Below are 22,179 nucleotides of genomic sequence, written 5' to 3' on the forward strand. Positions count from 1 at the left end.
AGGAATGCCTGTTCCCTCATTTGCACCCGCAAGAAGCCAGGCAAAGGACACCTGTCTTCTCGCTTCGCCTAGCCCTTGGCAGCTGGCACCGCGACGTCCTGTCGCGCCGGCTGCATGACCCACATCCTGTGGGCCCGAAAGCGTAGCTGTTTTACGGAATATCGGCTACTACAAATCATTAGTTCAAAAAGCACTACACACAACAAGGGGGATTTATTCATGAAGAAGATTTGGAAGTTTGGTGCAACCGCAGGATTGGCCGCGGTATTGATGGCGGGTTGCGGAGATACGGCGACGCCCGTAGAAGAACAGGATACTGAAACACCGGCGGAACCGCCGACGGAAGTTGCGGATGTAGAATTTCCAGTGACGTTGACGGATGCAGTAGGCGAAGAAGTGGTGATCGAGGAAGAACCGGGAGCCATTGTTTCGATGGTGCCATCAAATACAGAAATCGCTTATGAACTTGGCGTTGGTGACAAATTAGTCGGCGTTTCGGATTTTGATAATTATCCGGAAGAAGCGGGGCAAATTGAAAAAATCGGCGGCCAGGAATTCAATGTGGAAAAAATCATTGGCCTGCAACCGGATTTGGTGCTTGCGCATGAATCGGGATTGGGTGTTGGCGATGCAGGGTTGCAGCAGTTGCGTGACGCTGGACTCAATGTATTTGTAGTCAACAATGCCGTCAGCTTTGATGAAGTCTACGATTCCATTACAGTGATCGCGCAAGCGACAGGCACCATGGAAGAGGCGGAAAGCATCGTTTCTGAAATGGAAGTCCAAGTGGCGGAAATCGAAGAATTGGCAAGCACAATCGAAGAGCCGAAGACTGTCTTTTTGGAAGTCGGAAGTGAACCCGACATCTACACGACCGGAAAAGGCACGTTCATGGATGAAATGTTGACGCTCATCAACGCTGAAAATATAGCGGGCGATTTGGAAGGCTGGGCAAAAATGGACGCAGAAGCCGTCGTTGCAGCTGATCCAGACGTCATCATCACAACAGAAGGCGGCTATATCGAAGATGCGGTCGACCAAATCAAATCGCGCAATGGATTTGCGGAAGTGACAGCTGTCAAAGAAGATGCTGTCTATAACCTGGATTCGGACATGCTCACCCGTTCAGGCCCACGTTTATCAGAAGGGCTGATGGAAATGGCGAAAGCTGTTTACCCTGAAGTGTTCAATGAGTAAGAATGTACTGGCATACAGCGTCTCGCTGCTGATTTTAGCAGGCGCCATTTTGCTGGGGGTGACGGTCGGAACGGTTTCCATTTCGCCCGTCGTGTTATGGAATCCGTCTTCGGATGAGGCAGCAGCCAATATTTTATGGAATATCCGCATGCCCCGTGTTATTTTAGCCGGGCTTGTCGGAGCGGCACTGGCGATTGCCGGGGCTGCGTTCCAAGGGCTTCTGAAGAACCCATTGGCCGATCCTTACACCCTGGGAGTGTCTTCCGGTGCCTCAGTCGGCGCTGTGATGACGCTCTTTTTTGGCATATCCATCCCATTTTTAGGACCATTCACTTTGCCGGTCATGAGCATGATCGGGGCGTTGCTGACAATGCTCGCCGTGATGAGTTTCGCAAAATTGGTGGATCGCTCCATGAAAATGGAAACCGTCATTTTAACAGGCATCATCTTCAGTTCTTTTCTGGGCTCAATCATCTCCCTGATGATTGCATTGACCGGAGAAGAGCTGCGCCAAATCATCGGCTGGCTGCTGGGCAGTGTGTCGATGCGCGGATGGCCATATGTACGGATGGCGCTGCCGTTTGTTTTGATCGGTTCATTCGTCTTGTGGCTGAAACGCAGAGAATTGAACGCCATGCTGTTTGGTGAAGAACGCGCACAACATTTGGGCGTCGATGTCAGAAAGAGCAAAATGATCATCTTAATCGGCGGTTCGGTACTGACAGGAGCAGCCGTTTCAGTTTCCGGAACCATCGGATTTGTCGGTCTGGTGGTGCCGCATATGACCCGCTTATTATGGGGATCGGATCATCGCCACGTCCTGCCATTATCGTTCATCAATGGAGCCGCGTTATTGATCATTTGTGACTTGGTGTCGAGAACAATCATCTCACCGACGGAATTGCCGATCGGTGTCATTACCGCATTTATCGGAGCACCGGTATTTGCATTCATCTTTTTCCGGCAACGCAAAGGAGGGGCATGACCATGCTTGAAATAAAAGGAATAACAGGCGGCTATGGCGAGAAGAATATCGTCAACGACGTATCTTTTACTGTCAATAAAGGCTCGATCCTCGGGATTTTGGGACCCAATGGAAGCGGCAAATCTACCTTGATGAAATTGATCAGTGGAGTGCTTCCCGCTGCAGGTGGAGAAGTCCGGATTGACGGCAAACCCATGGCTGATTTTACGGCGAAAGAACTGGCCAGGAAAATGGCGGTCTTGCCTCAATTGCATGCACACGCTTTTGCCCATACGGTTCGTGAAACGGTTTCACTTGGCAGGTATCCGCATCAAAGCGGCTGGTTTTCTTCCTGGTCGGATGAAGACGAAGAAGCTGTTGTGGAAGCGATGGGGTTGATGGACATCAGCCAATATGAACAGACACAAATCGATCGGATGTCGGGCGGCGAACAACAGCGCGTCTTCGTGGCACAGGCTCTGGCACAAGATGCAGGGATCCTGCTTTTGGATGAGCCGACCAACCATCTGGATATCAACCACCAGAAGGAATTGCTCGATACCATCAAAAAGCAGGCCATTGAAAAAGACTTGACGATTGTCTCTATTTTTCATGATATCAACCTGGCTTCCATGTATTGCGATCAATTGCTGCTGATGGATGGAGGAGGGGTCGTCCGGATCGGCGAACCGCATGAAGTGGTTCGGGAACAAGATATTGAAACCGTCTATCATACACGCGTCAGCAACCACCCGCATCCGGAACTGCCTAAACCGCAGATCACTTTATTGCCGGGCGTCGAGCGCGAATCCAGTGAGGCAAGCATACGGGCAAAGGACTTCCGGATTTCCAAAGACATGGTGCTCTACCAGAGTCCGATTCCGTTAAAGACGGTATCATCCGCAGTCGTCAATGCAGGCTCCGGTTGGTTCCGCAATTTCATGAACCGCCATGTGGATGCATTTTACAACATCAACAACAGTGTCCAGGAAATGTCCGAGTATATCGAAGAAAGCGGACTGAAAACGACGGACACTGTAGGGATGATGACAGCTGTCCAAACGGAAGATGCCATCATTAAAGAGTATGAGGGCCCATTCGGCTCAGTGGTGATTGCTGTCACTGCTGGTGTTGGAAACGGCGTTGACGTCTCAAAAGCGGTAGAGCGCACCTTGCGTGTCGGGACCATCAATACCTGGATCCTGGTCAATGGCATCTTATCCGATGAAGCGTTTATCCAGGCAATGATCACTGCAACAGAAGCGAAGACCAAAGCCCTTCAGCAGGAGCAAGTCAAAGATCCACTGACCGGCACGATCGCGACCGGCACGTCCACTGACAGCTGCCTGGTAGCAGCCACGCAGCAAGGCGAGGAGTTGCCTTATGCCGGCCCCATCACCGAACTTGGAAAATTGATCGGCGTCGGTGTTTTCGAATGCACTATTGAAGCGCTCAAATTGTATCAGTTGGCGAAAGCGAAAAGCCTATGATTTCGCATCTGATTGCTATTGCGCTGGGCCTGGCCATCGACCGTATGATTGGTGATCCGCCCAATTGGCCACATCCTGTCCGCTGGATCGGGACTGCGATCCGCAAGTTGACCAAACGCTGGAATCACGGACCGAACGCTTTCCGGAACGGTTTTTGGCTGCTGGGAACGATTGCTGTGACCGTTTTTCTGCTCGTTTACGCGGTTGTTTTTTGGGCTTATTCTTTAAATGCGTTTTTGGGAATTGCTGTAGAAGCCGTATTGATCGCTTCCGGGCTTGCACAGAAGAGCCTGAAAGACGCAGCGATGGAGGTCTACGATCCATTGACGAATAAAAACTTTGTCCTGGCACGTGAAAAGTTGTCCTGGATTGTCGGCAGGGATACAGAAGGTTTAAATGAAAGTGAAATTACAAGAGGCGTCGTGGAGACGGTGTCGGAGAATACCAGCGATGGTGTCACTGCACCGCTGTTCTGGGCATTTCTGCTCGGCGCTCCGGGCTTGTGGCTGTATAAATCCGTCAATACACTTGATTCGATGGTCGGCTACCGAAATGAAGAGTTTGAGCAGTTCGGTTTTGCCTCTGCAAAAGCGGATGATGTACTAAACTTCATTCCGAGCCGCCTGACCGGATTTTTGATTTTAATCCTCACATCTAACAAACGATCACTGACCATGCGTCAGCGTTTGGCGGAATGGCTGCGGGATGCACCAAAGCATCCGAGCCCGAACAGCGGCTGGCTGGAGGCGGCGACAGCCGTGCAATTAGGTGTAGAACTGGGCGGATTGAACCGCTACCGTGGAATCGAGTCGGAGCGTGCACGTATGGGTATGCCGGTTTATCCACTGGAAGCAAGCCACATTAAAGAAGCTGTCAGCCAGATGCAGACGGCCACCACTGGTTTTTTCATCATATTTGCTTTAGGAGGAATTTTGTTTGGAATTGCCTAATCATGGAGCCAATCCACTTCGTTTATACAAACAGGCAGGCATCAGCCCGCCGCCACAGATTTTAGATTTCAGCGAAAATGTCCATCCTTTTGGCCCACCGGCTTTTTTGGAAGAGATTTGGCCCGATATGCTGGGTTTGACCGGTTCTTATCCAGATCCCGATGGAGAACCGTTCCGTACGGCAGCTGCCAAATTCCATGATGTGGCGGCCGGTGAAGTCGCTGCAGGCAACGGGGCAGCTGAAATTTTCACTTGGCTGGCCAGAAGATATCGGAGCCGGCAGGTTGTCTTGATCGAACCGGCATTTTCCGAATACCGCCAAACGCTGGAAGCGGAAAATGTCCAGATCAAAGCGCTGCAATTGGTGCCGGAAAACGGCTGGCAATTGACCGTTCAAGATGTCCGGAACATAATCCCGGGATGCGCAGCGCTGTACATCTGCAATCCGCATAATCCGACAGGTACGTTACTGGACACCGACACCCTTCAGGAAATTGCGCAGATTTGCCTGGAACACCACTGTGAACTTGTGATTGATGAAGCTTTTATTGATTTTATTGGAGAAGAGGCTTCCTTCATGCCGTTCTTGCCGGCTTTTCCGAATGTTTTCATTGTCCGTTCGATGACCAAAATGTACGCCATTCCAGGGTTGCGCCTCGGCTATGTGGTCAGTGCGGCAGAAAAGATCGGCCAATTGAAGCAAGGGGCAGCGCATTGGAACGTCAATGCCTTATCGGCTGTTATCGGAGCCAAGTGTTTAGGAGAAGCAGATTACCGCCGCAACGTCATCCAAGCCGCTTCCGGGGAACGCCGAAAAATGCAGCAGTTTTTAGCAGCAAACAATTGCCGGAGCACTGATTCCGCAGTTAATTTCCTGTCATTCCAATTGCCGGATTCAAGTTGTTCTGCAGCATTTTTTACAGATTTCTTAAAAGCTGGAATCGTCCTTCGCCATACCGAATCATTTCAAGGAATGGACGGCAACTGGTTTCGAATCGGCATGAAATCAACGGAAAACATGGCGAAATTGCGGGAGGCGATTAAGGAGTGGCTCAAGGCCAATTGATATTTATCAGCGGCGGAGTCCGAAGCGGCAAAAGTGCCTATGCGGAATCTGTCGTCCGCGCTGCGGGAAGCGCGCGGAAAGTATATATAGCCAGCGGGCAAGCTTATGATGAAGAAATGAAGAAACGCATTGAACGCCACCGTCTAGATCGTTTTCAAGACGGTTGGCATACCATTGAGCAAGCTTACCGCATGGAGAGTGTTTTAGAAAAACTGCAGCCGGAAGACATGGTGTTATGGGATTGTGTGACGACGTGGCTGGCTAATGAGCTTTACGAGGGCTGGGAGACGGGCAATATGTGCGCCGATCAACCGGGGTGCATGGAAGAGAAATGGAACGGCCTGCAGCAGTCGATTCTTGCCATGCTGCATACCGTTGACTTGTTGACAGTCGTTTCGAACGAAGTGCTGGACGATTTCGTGCGCGACGAACTTTACCAAAGCTGGCTCGGGCGTATCCACATCTGGCTTGTGCAGCAAGCCGATCAGGCCATTGAAATGGAAAACGGCCTGGCATTCAGAAGGAAGTGACAAGATGCGCGGAATTATGATTCAAGGAACCGCTTCAGATGTCGGGAAGAGCATGATCTGTACGGCCTTATGCCGGATAATGTCCGATCAGGGAATAAAAGTAACTCCTTTCAAATCACAGAACATGTCGAATAATTCCTATGTGACAGTAAAAGGCGAAGAAATCGGCCGTGCCCAGGGTGTCCAAGCCGAAGCGGCACGGACACTGGCGACAGTGGATATGAATCCGATTCTGCTGAAGCCGGAAAGCGGCATGAAATCTCAGGTCGTGCTGTTCGGCAAAAAACTGGTGACGATGGATGGCATGGATTACCGGACCCGGTTTTATGAAAAAGGGCTGGAGGTCATCGATCAGGCACTTGCCAACCTTGCCAAAGACTTTTCCCATGTGGTCATCGAAGGAGCCGGAAGCCCGGCTGAAGTCAATTTGAACGACCGGGAGCTGGTCAACATGGCGGTGGCAAAACGGGCGGATGTGCCGGTGATTTTGGTCGCCGACATCGAACGCGGCGGTGTGTTTGCCTCGATTGTCGGAACGCTCGCTTTGATGCCTGAACCGGAACGGATCAAAGGCTTGATCATCAATAAATTCCATGGCGATGCGCAGCTCTTTAAAGACGGCGTCCAGTTTCTGGAATCGTATACAGGCATTCCGGTGCTCGGGGTCATCCCGTACATGGCCAGCCATGAAATCGAACAGGAAGATTCACTTGGTGTGCAGGCCGTACAGCGGATAGCCAGAGTGGAAAATCCTATTGAACTGGTCATCTGCAGGCATCCTTACATCTCGAATTTCACAGATGTAGAACCGTTTCTGAATGAACCGGATGTGACCATCCGCTGGGCGGAAACGGTCGAAGACATTGGACAGCCGGATATCTTGTTGCTGCCAGGCACAAAAAGCACGATTGCAGATTTGCGCTATTGGAGAAAGCAGGGGCTTGGCATAAAACTCCAGGAATTGAAGGGGAATACATGGATTGTCGGCTTATGCGGCGGATTTCAGATGTTGGCTGAAACCCTGGCGGATCCCGAAGGCCATGATGGCATCGCAATAGAAAGAGAACGGGGATTTGGCTTGGTGCCGAATATGCATGTCCAGTTCGAAAAACAGAAAGTGGTCCAACGAAAGAACGGCCTCGCTGCATTTTCAGATGCGAAAGTTTCTGTCACCGGCTATGAAATCCACCACGGCAACGTGAAGCAAACAGACTATCCGCTCATAAGCAGTGGAAGTTCTGCAGAAGGCTATTTCCATGAACAGGTGCTGGGCACGCATCTGCATGGATTTTTCCGGAATCGCGAGTGCCGGACTGCCTTCTTGGCACCTATCCGCAAGCGGAAAAATTTGCCAGTGCCATTACCCGAAGCTGTGGCAGACCCATTTGACCGCTGGGCACAACATGTCAAGAGCCACTTGGACTGGCAGAAAGTCGAAGAAATCATGGAGGCGAGTTTATGAGCCGGCAGTTAGGGACAGGATTACTATTGGCGCTTCAATTTTTCTCGGTGATTCCGGTAAAGAAACAGCTGCCGATGGAAAAAGCCCATATCACTGCGATGTATGCGATGTTGCCTGTACTGGGTGTGCTTTTTGGCAGTGCCTTGGCCGGAGCAGTATGGCTTTTGAGAGAAACAACGGATGTCAGTTCGCTGTTGATCGGATTTACCGTCGTAGTCATTGGCATGGTACTGACCGGGGGACTCCATATGGACGGCCTGGCGGATACCGGGGATGCTTATTTTTCCTATCAGGACCGGGATAAACGGTTAGACATCATGGGAGATCCGCGGATTGGCGCTTTTGGCACCATGATTTTGCTGTTGGCGATTGTCGGGAAAATCATTGTGGTGGCGGAATCGGTACAGGCCGTTTCGCTGGTGCTGATTTTATTCATCCCGGTGTTAGCCAGAATCGGCTTGCTGGCATTGTTCAGCACGACCTGTTCAGCAAAACCAAAAGGGCTGGCAGCATTTTTCCAACAACGGGCAGACCACAGAAAGCTGTTCATAGCTGCGCTGATTTTTATTGCCATCGGTTTCGTGTTATTGGTTTGGAGCACAACTAGTTGGATTGCACTGACGCTGCTGGTGCTAGTGGCCGGATCGCTTTGGCTGTTCCGCGCCTGGTGCCTTCGGAATTTCGGCGGCGTGACGGGTGATTTGTTCGGTGCGTATGTGGAAGGAGTGGAGATTTTATTATGGATCAGCCTTTTATTCTTCGTTTAATTCGCCATGCCCCTACAAAAGGCAATCAACAAAAGTGTTATATCGGTTGGACCGATGAAGCGATCCTTCCGTTTCAGACACAACCTGACCTGAAACTTCAAACCGTTATGGGCAGTGACCTGAAGCGGTGCCGCCAGACGGCAGCGATACTGTTTCCGAATGCAGTCTACCGGGCAAACCGGGATTTACGGGAATGCCATTTTGGCCAATGGGAAATGAAAACCTATGAAGAGCTGAAAGACATTGAACTGTACCGCAACTGGATAGATAATCCTTGGAACAGCAAGCCTCCTGGCGGTGAAAGCCTTACGGACATGGCTCAGCGGATTGAACAAGGCATCCGAAAACTGCCGGAAGGCAATACAGTTACATTGGTTCTCCACGGCGGTCCGATTCGTTACCTAATGGCTCAGGCATTGAATGAAAAATTTCAAGATCAAATTGCGCTACACGGGGGCTGCCACATTTTAACGTGGCCAAACCGCCAAGCGTTCGAGGAGCGGGCATTATGCACATCGTTTTCGGTGGAGCCTTTAACGGCAAGCGGCAATATGTGAAAGACCGGCTGGAAGGCCAGGTAGCCCAATGGAATGAAGGGCGGTTGCCAGAACCTTCAGCTACAGAAATAAATATAGTCATTGCCGGTTTGGAGCTGTGGGTCAAACAGCAGCTTGAACAGGGTTTTACAGAAGAATATTTAATGGAGCAAGTGAAAAAAACGGTCGGTCGGGAACAAACGCAGCAAACCTGGATTTTAACAGATCTCAATCGCGGCATTGTGCCGACTGAGCGGATTGAACGGGAAATGCGCGACGTTCTGGGCAGGATCTATCAGTTCTTATTTGCTGAAGCACACAGCATTACACGCATTTGGTATGGGATTCCAGAAAAACTGAAGTAAAAATTCATTCCGTGAAAGCGGAAAAAGGGGCAGATGAACATGAAAATTTACACAAAAACCGGAGACAAAGGGCAAACTAGTTTAATCGGAGCACGCACAGACAAAGATGCACCACGCGTTGAGGCTTACGGCACCATTGATGAAGTGAATTCATTTATCGGCAAAGCGATGACCGAATTGGCACCTGACTTATACGCCGACTTGTTGGCGGACTTGGAAGCCATCCAAAACGAATTGTTCGATTGCGGCGGCGACTTGGCCGATGTCCGTAAAGAACCCAATTACAAAATGACGGAAGAACCGGTGGAAGTTTTAGAAAAACGCATCGATGAATTGATGGAAGAGCCGCCATTGCTGGAACGATTTATCCTGCCCGGAGGTTCGCCGGCAGCGGCAACTATGCATATTGCCCGCACGATTACACGCCGTGCTGAGCGCCAGACAGTAACATTGATGAGAGCAGGAGAAGATTTCCCGCCTGTAGTCCAGCGCTATTTGAACCGCTTGTCCGATTACCTGTTCGCTGCAGCCCGTGTCGTCAATTCACGTGCCGGCGTTCCGGATAATGAATACGTACGCAGCGCCAAAGTTTTCAAGAACGGCGGGCGCAGCAAAAAGTCGGTGGAATAGGATGACGGCTCAGAAACTGGCGCTGGCGGCTTTATTCATCAGCTTATCCGCAATTGGCGGCATGATCAAAATTCCGCTCGGCATTGCATCCATTGCACTTGATTCAATGCCGGCCTTGGTAGCCGTGTTGTTTTTTTCAGCACCGCTCGCAGGGACCATCGCGGCATTCGGCCATTTGATTTCGGCTTTGTTTGGCGGCATGCCGCTCGGACCGTTTCATCTGATCATTGCGTTTGAAATGTGGGCAGTCGTCTGGCTGTTCGCGATATTGCATAGTGCGGGAAAACGGTGGTTGAAATGGCCAGCATTCATCGTTGGCAACGGTATGGTCGCAGCCGTTCCGTTCTACTTTCTTTTGTCGCCGGCATTTTTCTATGCTTCGGTACCGGGTCTGGTAATTGCGGCTTCCATTAATGCCGGAGTGGCTGCTTTGCTGATGCCTTACGTGCTGAGAGTACGTGGAGGTTTACTGCATGCGTCATGAGATTTCGATAGATGGTTTTGTCATCACTTCAGATAATTCTGCAGCCATCGGTGAAAAACAGCAGGATGTGGTCCAGGCTCCAGATTCCATCACGGCTAAATTTGCCGCACGGGTCGCGTTGCTTGAACAATGGGCATCCGGCAGCGAACCGCAGGCCGTGTTGCTTCACAATTTTAGTGGTGCTGCTCATTGGGATGCCTATGCGGCGGGCATCGCTGACCTTTTTGCTGAAGCCGAAACCCGGCTGCCGCCGATTTCGGGCAGCACGGAAACCAATATGGCCACTTTACAATCCGGAATCGCCGTGACGATAATCGGAAAACAGTCTCGCAAACAAGCAGCGGCTGGATCTTTGAACTGGTTTGTCTACGGGATTCCATTGGTCGGAGAAGACGTCCTCACGAAGGCCGATCAAATCGCTGATTTGGCTGCCATTAAAAAAGCTTTGGAATCGGAGCTGATCGAACGTGTTTGGCCAGTCGGATCGAAAGGCATTGCGCATGAAGCAGAATTGCTGATGGGCAATGCCGTGGAATTTTCTGCGGATCTTGACGTCGGCAGCTCCGCCGGACCGGCAACTTGCGTTCTGGTCGGTGCAATGCCAGAAAAGAGAAAACATGTTCAAGATTATTTCGGAGAATATCTTTTTTCGATTGATTTTCAATAAAGCAGAGCCATCATCCATTTATGGATGATGGTTTTTTGTCGTCCGGCAATTATTCTCCATACAAAAGAACTGTAGATTTTAAAATCGTTAACTGGTATCTTATGTGTAGCAAACATTCAATGCTTGATATTTGAAAACTCTTTTAAATTTAGGTTGACTGAATGCTCATTCATATTTTAAACTAGAACATAGTATCGACAATCTATTAGTGTTCACGTAAACTTTAGGTAGGGAATTTTTAGAATATACACACAAGGGGGATATCACGATGGAGCCATTGCTCATTGCAAACTGGGTTTTATTCATAGCTGTAACCGCTTACGCCATCTATCTCTTCATTTATTTATTGAAGTCGAGATATGATTTCATCAAGCTTGGCCAAAAGGTCGAGTTTGAGGAAAACTTCAACGAGCGCTTACGGAAAGTTATGGTCAATGTTTTTGGACAAAAGAAATTAATGAAAGATAAGAAGAGCGGAACGATTCACGTGATGTTCTTCTATGGCTTCCTGTTGGTTCAGGCAAGTGCCATTGATTTCATCATCAAAGGCTTGTCACCGGATTCACATTTGCCGTTAGGACCGCTTTACCCGGCTTTCACTTTCTTCCAGGAAATCGTCACATTGACGATTCTGGTAGCGGTGGTCTGGGCGTTTTACAGACGTTACATTGAAAAGCTTGTCCGTTTGAAGCGCGGATGGAAATCAGGGCTGGTGCTTATTTTCATCGGTGGATTGATGGTAACTGTATTAATCGGCAACGGAATGGCCATGCTTTGGCACGGACACGAAGGTGCTTGGCCTGAACCAGTCGCTTCACTTGTCGCTGCTGCATTCTCTTGGTTGCCTGAAGCTGCAACTGTAACGATTTTCTATGTTATGTGGTGGGCACACTTATTGTTCCTGCTGACATTCCTGGTTTATGTTCCACAATCGAAACACGCTCATTTGATCTTCGGACCGGTCAACACATGGTTCCACCGAGTGGACCATGTCGGCCGTTTGAAGCCGATCAACTTTGAAGAGATGGAAGATGAAGAAGATCCGGATGCTGTGCCTTCGTTCGGTGTCGGAAAAATCACCGACTTTACACAAGGGCAGATGATCGATTTCTACGCCTGCGTAGAATGTGGACGCTGTACAAATATGTGTCCGGCAACCGGAACAGGGAAAATGCTGTCTCCGATGGATCTTATTACAAAACTTCGTGACAACCTGACGAATACAGGTGCCGTCATGACACAGAAAAAACCATGGGTGCCGGCAATGGCATTCAACAATACGCAAGGAAACCAATTGGCGATGGCTGCCGGCGCTGAAGGAATCAGCATCGACGAGCTATACAGCCCGAGCTTGATTGGAGACGTCATCACAGAAGAAGAAATCTGGGCATGTACGACTTGCCGTAACTGTGAAGACCAATGTCCGGTTATGAACGAGCACGTCGACAAAATCATCGACCTTCGCCGTTACCTGGTAATGACGGAAGGGAAAATGGACAAAGATGCTCAGCGTGCGATGACAAACATCGAAAAGCAAGGGAATCCTTGGGGACTTAACCGTAAAGAAAAAGAAAACTGGAGAGATGCACGTCCAGATATTTCAATTCCAACTGTTAAAGAAATGAACAAAGCCGGCGAAGAATTCGAATTCCTGTTCTGGGTTGGATCAATGGGTTCATTCGACAGCCGTTCACAAAAAATCGCCTTGTCATTTGCCCGTTTGATGAACGAAGCAGGAGTGAAATTCGCGATTCTGGGCAACAAAGAAAAGAACTCGGGTGATACGCCACGCCGTCTCGGAAATGAATTCCTGTTCCAGGAACTGGCGACAGGCAACATCAAAGAATTCGAAAAAGCGGAAATCAAGAAAATCGTCACGATTGACCCGCATGCTTATAACATCTTTAAAAACGAATACCCGGATTTCGGCTTTAAAGCAGAAGTCTACCACCATACCGAAATGCTGTTCGAACTGGTCCAAGATGGCCGTTTGAAACCGCAATTCCCGGTAAACGAACGAATCACGTTCCACGATTCCTGTTACCTCGGCCGCTACAACGATGTCTACGACGCACCGCGCGAGATATTGAAAGCGATCGAAGGCGTGGAATTGGTCGAAATGGTCCGCAACCGCCAAGACGGCATGTGCTGTGGAGCCGGCGGGGGAATGATGTGGATGGAAGAAGATGCAGGCCATCGCGTCAACGTTGCCCGTACGGAACAAGCACTTGAAGTCAATCCGACCATGATTTCTTCAGGCTGTCCATACTGCCTGACAATGCTGTCAGATGGTACGAAAGCGAAAGAAGTCGAAGATGAAGTTGGAACATACGATGTAGCTGAGCTATTGGAAATGGCCGTTCTTGGCAATGAAACACCAATGCCTGAGCCTGAGTCAGTGGTCCAATAAGCTGAAGCTCCACTAAGAAACACCAATGAGTAAATAATAATTGCCAAATGACAGAAAATTAAGTAGAATAACAGCATAAGCAAGAAAAAAGAAAGGGAGTGAAGTACTCCCTTTTCTTTTGCACTCATACCGAGCGAGCGTTCAGTCAACTTTATGGGCTGAATAAAATTCAGCTTGTGGAACTTGCGACTAAGCTAGCGCAGCGATGCAGGAACAATGTTTTTAACCGCTGCTCATTCAAAAGTAATTAAATGATGTATAAAAGAAAAAGCAGAAAATGTTGCTTGGAGCGACTTCTTAAACCCTGCTCTACTTTCACCATTTATATTTTTCACTATACTTGAAACCGTTTACAAGCAAACGCAAAGGGGAGGAAATCATCATGGCAAAAACAGTTATTATCGATGGGGCACGCACAGCATTCGGGAAATTTGGAGGAAACTTGAGCACGTTATCGGCAAGTGAATTAGGGGCAGAAGCGATCAAAGCGGCAATGAGCCGGGCGGATATCCAGCCGGAAGACGTCCAGGAAGTCATCATGGGCAACGTATTGCAGGCAGGGCAAGGGCAGATCCCTTCACGCCAAGCCGCGAAAAAAGCCGGCATTCCTTACAGCGTCAAATCTGAAACAATCAACAAAGTCTGCGCATCCGGCATGCGCAGCGTCACGTTGGCAGACCAGATCATTCGCTTGGGCGATGAGGAAGTAATTGTTGCAGGCGGCATGGAATCCATGTCCAACGCACCCTATTATCTTCCGAAAGCACGTTGGGGACTTCGCATGGGAGATGCCCAAGTAATTGACGGCATGGTCCATGACGGATTGTCGTGTTCGTTCCACCCGGACAAAGTCCACATGGGGACTTACGGAAACTCAACTGCTGAAGATTTCAATCTGACGCGTGAAGCTCAGGATGAGTGGTCGGCACGTTCGCATGAACGCGCCATCAAAGCCAAAGATCTGTTCTCTGAAGAAATCGTCGCGATCGACATTCCACAACGCAAAGGGGATCCGATTACAGTTGACGTGGACGAAGCGCCACGCGCCAATTCCACTATTGAAGCATTGGCGAAACTGAAACCGGCATTCGGCAAAGACGGAACAATTACTGCTGGAAACGCACCTGGCATCAATGACGGTGCAGTTGCACTTGTACTGATGAGCGAAGAACGCGCACAGAACGAAGGAAAAAACGTATTGGCGCACATATTGTCCCATACGGAAGTGGCGATCGAGCCGCACCGTTTCCCGGAAACGCCGGGCATCGTCATCAACGAGTTATTGAAGAAAACCGGCAAATCTCTGGATGACATCGATTTGTTTGAAATCAACGAAGCGTTTGCAGCAGTGGCGCTGGCAAGTTCGAAAATCGCTGATTTGGATGCTGAAAAAGTGAACGTCAACGGCGGATCAGTAGCGCTTGGACACCCGATTGGTGCAAGCGGCGCACGCATTATCCTGACATTGGCTTATGAATTAAAACGCCGCGGAGGCGGCATCGGCATCGCAGCCATCTGTTCAGGCGGCGGACAAGGCGACGCAATCATGATTGAAGTTCCTAAGGAGGCAAAATAAGCATGTCGATTCAAAACGTAATGGTCATTGGCGCCGGACAAATGGGTTCCGGCATCGCGCAGGTTTGCGCACAGGCAGGATTGAACGTGAAACTGAATGATATGAAGCAGGAAGCATACGATCGCGGAATCGGGACCATCACCAAGAACCTGTCCCGCAATGTTGAAAAAGGCCGCATGACGGAAGAAGAAAAGAATGAGGTCCTTGGACGCATTACACCGTCGCTTGATCTTAAGGATGCTCATGATGTGGATATCGTCATCGAAGCAGCTGTTGAAAACATGGCCATCAAACACAGCATCTTTAAAACGCTGGATGAAGTGGCGCCACAGCATGCTATTTTGGCAACAAACACGTCATCTCTTCCAATTACAGAGATTGCGGCAGTCACCAACCGCCCGGAGCAAGTAATCGGCATGCATTTCATGAATCCGGTACCGGTGATGAAACTTGTGGAAATTATCCGCGGCTTGGCAACTTCTGATGAGGTTTATAAAAAAGTGGAAGAAATGACGGTTCAGCTGTCAAAAACACCAGTGGAAGTGAATGATTTCCCAGGATTCGTTGCGAACCGCATCTTGATGCCGATGATCAACGAAGCGATTTTCACACTTCAAGAAGGGGTCGCCACCAAAGAAGCAATCGACGACATCATGAAACTCGGCATGAACCATCCGATGGGACCGTTGCAATTGGCTGATTTTATTGGCTTGGATACTTGCCTGTACATTATGGAAGTGCTGCATGAAGGGTTCGGCGACAGCAAGTACCGCCCAAGCCCGTTATTGCGCCAATACGTCAAAGCAGGATGGCTAGGCAAGAAAACCGGACGCGGTTTCTATGACTACACTTAATATTAGGGGGAAAACCGCAATGGATTTGCACTTTACAGATGAACAGCTTATGATGCGCAACATGGTGCGAGATTTCGCGAAAGAAGAGATTACACCGTTTATCGAAAACATGGAAAACGATGAATTTCCAACGGCGATTTTAAAGAAAATGGGCGAGCTCGGATTGATGGGAATCACAGCTCCTGAAAAATACGGCGGTGCGGAAATGGACTTCACTTCCTATATCACGGCTATCCACGAATTATCGAAAGCGAGCGGCGTGGTAGGAGTTATCCTGTCAGTCCATACGTCGGTCGGCACCAACCCGATCCTCAATTTCGGATCACAGCAGCAAATCGAAAAATACGTACCAAAACTGGCGAGCGGCGAATACCTTGGCGCTTTCTGTCTGACAGAACCGGCGGCAGGTTCGGATGCAGGAAGCCTGAAGACAAAAGCGGTCCTAGACGGAGACCATTACGTTTTGAATGGCTCGAAAGTCTTTATTACCAATGGCGGCGCAGCGGATACGTATATCGTCTTCGCTTCGACAAAGCCTTCTGCAGGCTCCCGTGGAATTTCGGCTTTCATTGTTGAAAAGGATACACCGGGCTTGGTCATCGGCAAAAACGAAAAGAAAATGGGTCTCCATGGTTCGAAAACGGTCCAATTGACCTTTGAAAATATGCGGGTACCGGCTGGAAACTTGCTGGGCGAAGAAAATAAAGGATTCAGCATCGCCATGGCGAATTTGAACGTCGGACGCATCGGCATCGCGGCACAAGCGCTCGGCATTGCTGAAGCGGCTTATGAATATGCTGTGGCTTACGCCAAAGAACGCGAACAGTTCGGCAAACCAATTGCCCAGCAGCAAGGCATCGGCTTTAAGCTGGCGGATATGGCTACTCAGGTGGAAGCGGCGAAACTGCTGGTCTACAACGCGGCGGACTTGTATTCACAAGGCAAGGATTGCAATAAAGAAGCTTCCATGGCCAAGCTTTTCGCCTCGAAAGCAGCGATGGATGTCACGATTGAAGCCATTCAAGTGTTCGGAGGCTATGGCTATACAAAAGATTACCCAGTCGAGCGCCTGTTCCGCGACGCTAAAGTAACGGAAATTTATGAAGGCACAAGCGAAATTCAACGCATCGTCATCAGCAAACAACTACTTAAATAATTTATTGGAGGAATGGAAAATGAATTTTCAACTGTCTGAAGAACACGAAATGATCCGCAAAATGGTAAGAGATTTCGCTAATAAAGAAGTGGCGCCAACAGCGGAAGAGCGCGACGAAGAAGAACGCTTTGACCGTGAGATTTTCGATAAAATGGCTGAACTTGGCCTTACGGGTATTCCATGGCCGGAAGAATACGGCGGAATCGGCTCGGATTATTTGGCGTACTGCATCGCAGTTGAAGAATTATCACGTGTCTGCGCATCGACAGGCGTTACATTATCTGCCCACACGTCTCTGGCAGGATGGCCGGTTTATACATTCGGAACGGAAGAACAAAAACAAAAATACCTTCGCCCAATGGCGGAAGGCACGAAAATCGGCGCTTACGGCTTAACGGAACCCGCTTCAGGCTCGGATGCAGGCGCTATGCGCACTTCAGCGAAAGAAGATGGAGACCATTATGTATTGAACGGTTCGAAAATCTTCATCACCAACGGCGGAATTGCGGACATCTACATCGTATTTGCGGTAACAGATCCGGAATCGAAGCATAAAGGCACGACAGCATTCATCGTTGAAAAAGACTTTGAAGGTTTCTCGGTCGGCAAAAAAGAGCGCAAGCTGGGCATTCGCTCAAGCCCGACAACTGAAATCATCTTCGACAACTGCCGTGTACCGAAAGAAAACGTTTTGGGCGAACTTGGCCAAGGCTTCAAAATCGCTATGCAGACGCTTGACGGTGGACGCAACGGCATCGCGGCACAGGCTGTCGGAATCGCACAAGGAGCACTTGATGCATCAATCGACTACGCGAAAGAACGCGAGCAATTCGGCAAGCCGATTGTTGCCAATCAAGGCGTGTCATTCAAACTGGCGGATATGGCGACTTCAATCGAAGCTTCCCGTCTATTGACTTACCAGGCAGCTTGGTTGGAATCGAATAAATTATCTTACAGCAAAGAGTCGGCGATGGCGAAATTGATGGCCGGCGATACAGCGATGAAAGTAACGGTTGAAGCGGTTCAAGTCTTCGGGGGCTACGGCTATACGAAAGATTATCCGGTTGAACGCTTTATGCGCGACGCGAAAATCACTCAAATTTACGAAGGCACACAGGAAGTTCAGCGTCTGGTTATTTCCCGGATGGTTACGAAATAAGCGGAGGGTTGCCTTATGAACAAAAAGCGTGAAATAGCGTCCTCCGTGAAAGACGAAAGCTTGATTGAAAAGCGCCGCGAACAGATGATTCGCGGTGCTGTCACGCTTTTTAAAGAAAAAGGCTTTCACCGGACGACGACACGGGAAATCGCCAAAGCCGCGGGTTTCAGTATCGGTACGTTGTATGAATACATCCGGACCAAGGAAGATGTGCTGTACCTCGTCTGTGACTCCATTTATGACGAAGTGCACACACGTCTGGACCGGCTTGATATCGAACAGGGTTCCATTAATGTCCTTGTGACGGCGATCGAGCATTACTACACCTTGATCGATGATATGCAGGATGAATTCGTGGTCATGTACCAGGAATCCAAATCGTTGCCGAAGGACGCATTAAGTTATGTACTGAATAAAGAAATTGAAATGGTGGCGCTTTTTGAACGTTTGCTGACGCAATGCGTCGACAACGGGGAAATCAAAATGACGCCGAAAGAAGTGGTCATGGCTTCCCATCATTTATTCGTACAAGGCCAAATGTGGGCTTTCAGACGCTGGGCGTTGCGCGACTTCACCATTCAGGAATTTATCGACATGCAAACCAAATTTCTTTTGCAGGGGATGGCAGGAGAAAACATTTCAATACAGGGGGCTTGATCATAATGGCTACAATCGAAGAAACGAAAACCTATCAGCCGAAAAACCATATTCGCTTTGTCACGGCTTCCAGTCTTTTTGACGGCCATGACGCGTCCATCAACATCATGCGCCGGATTCTGCAATCAAGCGGTGCCGAAGTGATTCACTTGGGCCATAACCGCTCGGTTGAAGAAGTGGTCAATGCGGCTATCCAAGAAGATGTTCAGGGGATCTGCATTTCGTCCTACCAAGGCGGCCATATGGAATACTTCAAGTATATGTATGATTTGCTGCAGGAAAAAGGCGCATCGCATATCCGGATTTATGGCGGAGGCGGAGGCGTTATTTTGCCGCGTGAAATCAAAGAACTTGAAGAATACGGCATTGCCGGCATTTTCTCACCGGAAGATGGCCGCAAAAAAGGCCTGCAGGGCATGATTACGGAAATCGTTGAGGAATGTGATTTCTCGACGGTGAAACCGGATCAGAAAATCGAAAACCTTTCTGCCGACGAACCGGTAGTACTGGCAAACCTGATTACGGCTGCGGAAGAAGCGCATACGCGCGACACCGATACCGACGAATTGTTGAGAGCGGTACGGGAACAGACGAAAAACACGCCGGTCCTCGGCATCACCGGAACAGGCGGAGCTGGGAAAAGCTCGCTGACCGATGAATTGATTCGCCGATTCCTGTCTGAACTTCCGGACAAGAAAATCGCAATTCTGTCGATCGACCCGACCAAACAGAAAACAGGCGGCGCGCTTTTGGGTGACCGCATCCGCATGAACGCCATCTTCAATAAACGTGTCTTTATGAGAAGCCTGGCAACACGCGGTTCACGCTCAGAGCTGTCTGGTGCAATCGGAGATGTTTTGGACGTCGTGAAAGCGGCGGATTTCGATTTGATTGTTGTGGAAACAAGTGGGATCGGCCAGGGAGATGCGGAAATCGCCAACTTCTCGGACATTTCCATGTACGTCATGACCAGTGAATTCGGTGCACCGTCACAGCTTGAAAAAATCGATATGATCGATTACGCGGATTTGATTGTCATCAATAAATTCGAACGCAGCGGTTCGCAGGATGCGCTTCGCCAAGTGCAGAAGCAGTATCAGCGCAGCCATCTGCTATGGGATAAAGACCTGGATGAAATGCCGGTCTACGGCACAATCGCCAGCCAGTTCAACGATAAAGGGACCAACTCCCTGTTCGCGGCACTTGTGGCTACGGTCAATGAAAAATGTGGAACCGACTGGGAGACGGATTACGATAAATTCGTCAAAACCCAGAAAGAAAACTTGATCATTCCAAATGATCGCCGTTATTATTTGCGTGAACTGACGGACACGATCCGTGGCTACCACGCAAAATCCAAAGAACAAGCCGCCTTTGCGCGCCGCTTGTTCCAATTGGAAGGCGCCATCGAAGCGGTTAAGGAAAAAGCGCCGGATGATGCATTGGTCGCGTCACTCGAATCGCTGGCTGACGGCGTCCGCGACGAACTGACGACTGAATCAAAACGCATTCTCGCTAACTGGGATGCTTTGAAAGAGATGTATGCCGGAGACGAATTCGTCACATCAGTACGAGACAAGGAAATCCGCACGATCCTGCGTACGGAAAGCCTATCCGGCATCAAAGTGCCGCGTGTGGTATTGCCGAAATTTGTTGATTACGGCGAGATCCTGTCTTGGGTTTACGCAGAGAACGTACCGGGTTCATTCCCGTATACGGCAGGGGTTTTCCCGTTCAAACGCGAAGGGGAAGATCCGAAGCGCCAATTTGCGGGAGAAGGAACGCCTGAACGCACGAACCGCCGTTTCCATTATCTATCGAAAGATGACGATGCGAAACGCTTGTCTACAGCTTTTGACTCGGTGACACTTTACGGCGAAGACCCGGATCACCGTCCAGACATTTACGGGAAAGTCGGCGAATCAGGTGTATCAATCTGTACGCTTGATGATATGAAGAAACTTTACGCAGGATTTGATCTGTGTGCGCCCTCGACTTCAGTTTCCATGACCATCAACGGACCGGCACCGATCATTTTGGCGATGTTCATGAACACGGCAATTGATCAGCAGGTCAAGTTGAATGAAGAAAAACTGGGCCGCACGTTGACTGTCGAAGAATTTACAGAAGTCCGTGAAAGCACGCTGCAAGTCGTTCGTGGCACCGTACAAGCCGATATTTTGAAAGAAGACCAAGGGCAGAACACCTGCATCTTCTCGACTGAATTCGCGTTGCGCATGATGGGCGATATCCAGCAATACTTCATCGATCACAAAGTGCGCAATTACTACTCTGTATCGATTTCGGGCTACCATATCGCCGAAGCGGGAGCGAATCCGATTTCCCAATTGGCCTTCACACTGTCCAACGGCTTCACGTATGTGGAATATTACTTGAGCCGCGGCATGAACATCGATGACTTTGCGCCGAACCTGTCGTTCTTCTTCTCGAACGGGCTGGATCCGGAATATACCGTCATCGGCCGTGTGGCACGCCGCATCTGGGCAGTTGTCATGCGCGATAAATACGGCGCCAACGAACGCAGCCAGAAACTGAAATACCATGTACAGACATCCGGGCGCAGTCTGCATGCACAGGAAATTGATTTCAACGACATCCGCACAACGTTACAGGCATTGATGGCGCTGCAGGATAACTGCAACTCGCTTCATACCAATGCTTACGATGAAGCGATCACGACGCCGACCGAAGAATCGGTTCGCCGCGCGATGGCGATCCAGATGATCATCACCAAAGAGCATGGATTGTCGAAAAACGAGAATCCGCTGCAAGGCGCGTTCATCATCGAAGAAATGACGCAATTGGTGGAAGAAGCGGTATTGACCGAGTTTGACCGCATCAACGACCGCGGAGGCGTTCTGGGCGCAATGGAAACACAGTACCAGCGCGGCAAAATTCAGGAAGAATCCATGCATTACGAAATGAAGAAACACACAGGCGAATTGCCGATCATCGGAGTCAATACCTACTTGAACCCGAATCCGCAATCAGACGACGACATCAACGCGATGGAAATCGCCCGCGCCACAACCGAAGAAAAAGAAACACAGATCAACAACTTGCGCGCCTTCCAGGAACGCAACGATTCCACCGAAGCGTTGGAGCGCCTGAAGCAAGTCGCGAAGACGGGCGGCAACATCTTCGAAGAATTGATGGAAACCGTGAAAGTCGCAAGCTTAGGCCAAATTACAACAGCTTTATATGAAGTCGGCGGGCAGTACCGACGGAATATGTAGGT

At 49.6% G+C, this 22,179-nt stretch carries 20 protein-coding genes; all 20 read left to right on the plus strand.

Translation table 11 applies throughout. From position 1 onward, the window contains the following. The first annotated feature begins 219 nt into the window (after positions 1-219). Positions 220-1,197, plus strand: coding sequence for an ABC transporter substrate-binding protein (locus tag QMA01_RS11035; protein ID WP_290214972.1), 978 nt, complete (start codon positions 220-222; stop codon positions 1,195-1,197). Beyond that, positions 1,190-2,182: a FecCD family ABC transporter permease gene (locus tag QMA01_RS11040; protein ID WP_290214973.1), complete on the plus strand. Its 993-nt coding sequence runs from the start codon at positions 1,190-1,192 to the stop codon at positions 2,180-2,182. The genes QMA01_RS11035 and QMA01_RS11040 overlap by 8 nt, the downstream gene beginning before the upstream one ends. Before the next feature lie 2 nt (positions 2,183-2,184). Next, the gene (locus tag QMA01_RS11045) at positions 2,185-3,651 is read left to right on the plus strand and encodes an adenosylcobinamide amidohydrolase (RefSeq protein ID WP_191713520.1); all 1,467 of its coding nucleotides are present in this window, start codon (positions 2,185-2,187) and stop codon (positions 3,649-3,651) included. After that, positions 3,648-4,601 (plus strand): adenosylcobinamide-phosphate synthase CbiB, encoded by a 954-nt coding sequence (gene cbiB / locus QMA01_RS11050; protein WP_191713521.1) that lies wholly within the window; start codon positions 3,648-3,650, stop codon positions 4,599-4,601. Before QMA01_RS11045 ends, cbiB begins: the two co-directional genes overlap by 4 nt. Next, positions 4,588-5,667: a pyridoxal phosphate-dependent aminotransferase gene (locus QMA01_RS11055; RefSeq protein WP_290183989.1), complete on the plus strand. Its 1,080-nt coding sequence runs from the start codon at positions 4,588-4,590 to the stop codon at positions 5,665-5,667. Before cbiB ends, QMA01_RS11055 begins: the two co-directional genes overlap by 14 nt. Then, the gene (locus tag QMA01_RS11060) at positions 5,649-6,197 is read left to right on the plus strand and encodes a bifunctional adenosylcobinamide kinase/adenosylcobinamide-phosphate guanylyltransferase (RefSeq protein ID WP_290214974.1); all 549 of its coding nucleotides are present in this window, start codon (positions 5,649-5,651) and stop codon (positions 6,195-6,197) included. Before QMA01_RS11055 ends, QMA01_RS11060 begins: the two co-directional genes overlap by 19 nt. A gap of 4 nt (positions 6,198-6,201) precedes the next feature. After that, entirely contained in the window at positions 6,202-7,659 is a 1,458-nt protein-coding gene (locus tag QMA01_RS11065; RefSeq protein ID WP_290214975.1) for a cobyric acid synthase, read from the plus strand. Then, positions 7,656-8,426, plus strand: coding sequence for an adenosylcobinamide-GDP ribazoletransferase (gene cobS, locus QMA01_RS11070; protein WP_191713525.1), 771 nt, complete (start codon positions 7,656-7,658; stop codon positions 8,424-8,426). Before QMA01_RS11065 ends, cobS begins: the two co-directional genes overlap by 4 nt. Beyond that, on the plus strand, positions 8,399-8,983 hold the full coding sequence (locus QMA01_RS11075; RefSeq protein WP_191713526.1) for a histidine phosphatase family protein: 585 nt from the start codon (positions 8,399-8,401) through the stop codon (positions 8,981-8,983). The genes cobS and QMA01_RS11075 overlap by 28 nt, the downstream gene beginning before the upstream one ends. Further along, on the plus strand, positions 8,935-9,327 hold the full coding sequence (locus QMA01_RS11080; RefSeq protein WP_238943028.1) for a bifunctional adenosylcobinamide kinase/adenosylcobinamide-phosphate guanylyltransferase: 393 nt from the start codon (positions 8,935-8,937) through the stop codon (positions 9,325-9,327). Before QMA01_RS11075 ends, QMA01_RS11080 begins: the two co-directional genes overlap by 49 nt. A gap of 39 nt (positions 9,328-9,366) precedes the next feature. Then, the gene (locus tag QMA01_RS11085; protein WP_191713527.1) at positions 9,367-9,957 is read left to right on the plus strand and encodes a cob(I)yrinic acid a,c-diamide adenosyltransferase; all 591 of its coding nucleotides are present in this window, start codon (positions 9,367-9,369) and stop codon (positions 9,955-9,957) included. Position 9,958: 1 nt separating this feature from the next. Continuing rightward, entirely contained in the window at positions 9,959-10,441 is a 483-nt protein-coding gene (locus QMA01_RS11090; RefSeq protein ID WP_290183993.1) for an ECF transporter S component, read from the plus strand. Continuing rightward, positions 10,431-11,108, plus strand: coding sequence for an alpha-ribazole-5-phosphate synthase (locus QMA01_RS11095; RefSeq protein ID WP_203339048.1), 678 nt, complete (start codon positions 10,431-10,433; stop codon positions 11,106-11,108). The genes QMA01_RS11090 and QMA01_RS11095 overlap by 11 nt, the downstream gene beginning before the upstream one ends. A gap of 268 nt (positions 11,109-11,376) precedes the next feature. Next, on the plus strand, positions 11,377-13,518 hold the full coding sequence (locus tag QMA01_RS11100) for a (Fe-S)-binding protein (RefSeq protein WP_290214976.1): 2,142 nt from the start codon (positions 11,377-11,379) through the stop codon (positions 13,516-13,518). Positions 13,519-13,900: 382 nt separating this feature from the next. Then, positions 13,901-15,094 (plus strand): acetyl-CoA C-acetyltransferase, encoded by a 1,194-nt coding sequence (locus QMA01_RS11105; RefSeq protein ID WP_290214977.1) that lies wholly within the window; start codon positions 13,901-13,903, stop codon positions 15,092-15,094. 2 nt (positions 15,095-15,096) lie between these two features. Next, a complete protein-coding gene (locus tag QMA01_RS11110; RefSeq protein WP_191713532.1) occupies positions 15,097-15,948 on the plus strand; it encodes a 3-hydroxybutyryl-CoA dehydrogenase in 852 nt (283 codons plus the stop codon). A gap of 19 nt (positions 15,949-15,967) precedes the next feature. Further along, positions 15,968-17,104 (plus strand): acyl-CoA dehydrogenase, encoded by a 1,137-nt coding sequence (locus QMA01_RS11115; RefSeq protein WP_191713533.1) that lies wholly within the window; start codon positions 15,968-15,970, stop codon positions 17,102-17,104. 19 nt (positions 17,105-17,123) lie between these two features. Then, a complete protein-coding gene (locus tag QMA01_RS11120) occupies positions 17,124-18,263 on the plus strand; it encodes an acyl-CoA dehydrogenase (RefSeq protein ID WP_191713534.1) in 1,140 nt (379 codons plus the stop codon). A 15-nt stretch (positions 18,264-18,278) separates the two neighbouring features. After that, positions 18,279-18,920, plus strand: coding sequence for a TetR/AcrR family transcriptional regulator (locus QMA01_RS11125; protein WP_203339052.1), 642 nt, complete (start codon positions 18,279-18,281; stop codon positions 18,918-18,920). Between the two features lie 5 nt (positions 18,921-18,925). Continuing rightward, complete coding sequence (icmF, locus tag QMA01_RS11130) at positions 18,926-22,177, plus strand: fused isobutyryl-CoA mutase/GTPase IcmF (protein ID WP_290214978.1); 3,252 nt, start codon at positions 18,926-18,928, stop codon at positions 22,175-22,177. Positions 22,178-22,179 lie beyond the last annotated feature (2 nt).

It is taken from the genome of Planococcus notacanthi (genome assembly GCF_030407825.1).
Lineage (GTDB): Bacteria > Bacillota > Bacilli > Bacillales_A > Planococcaceae > Planococcus > Planococcus notacanthi.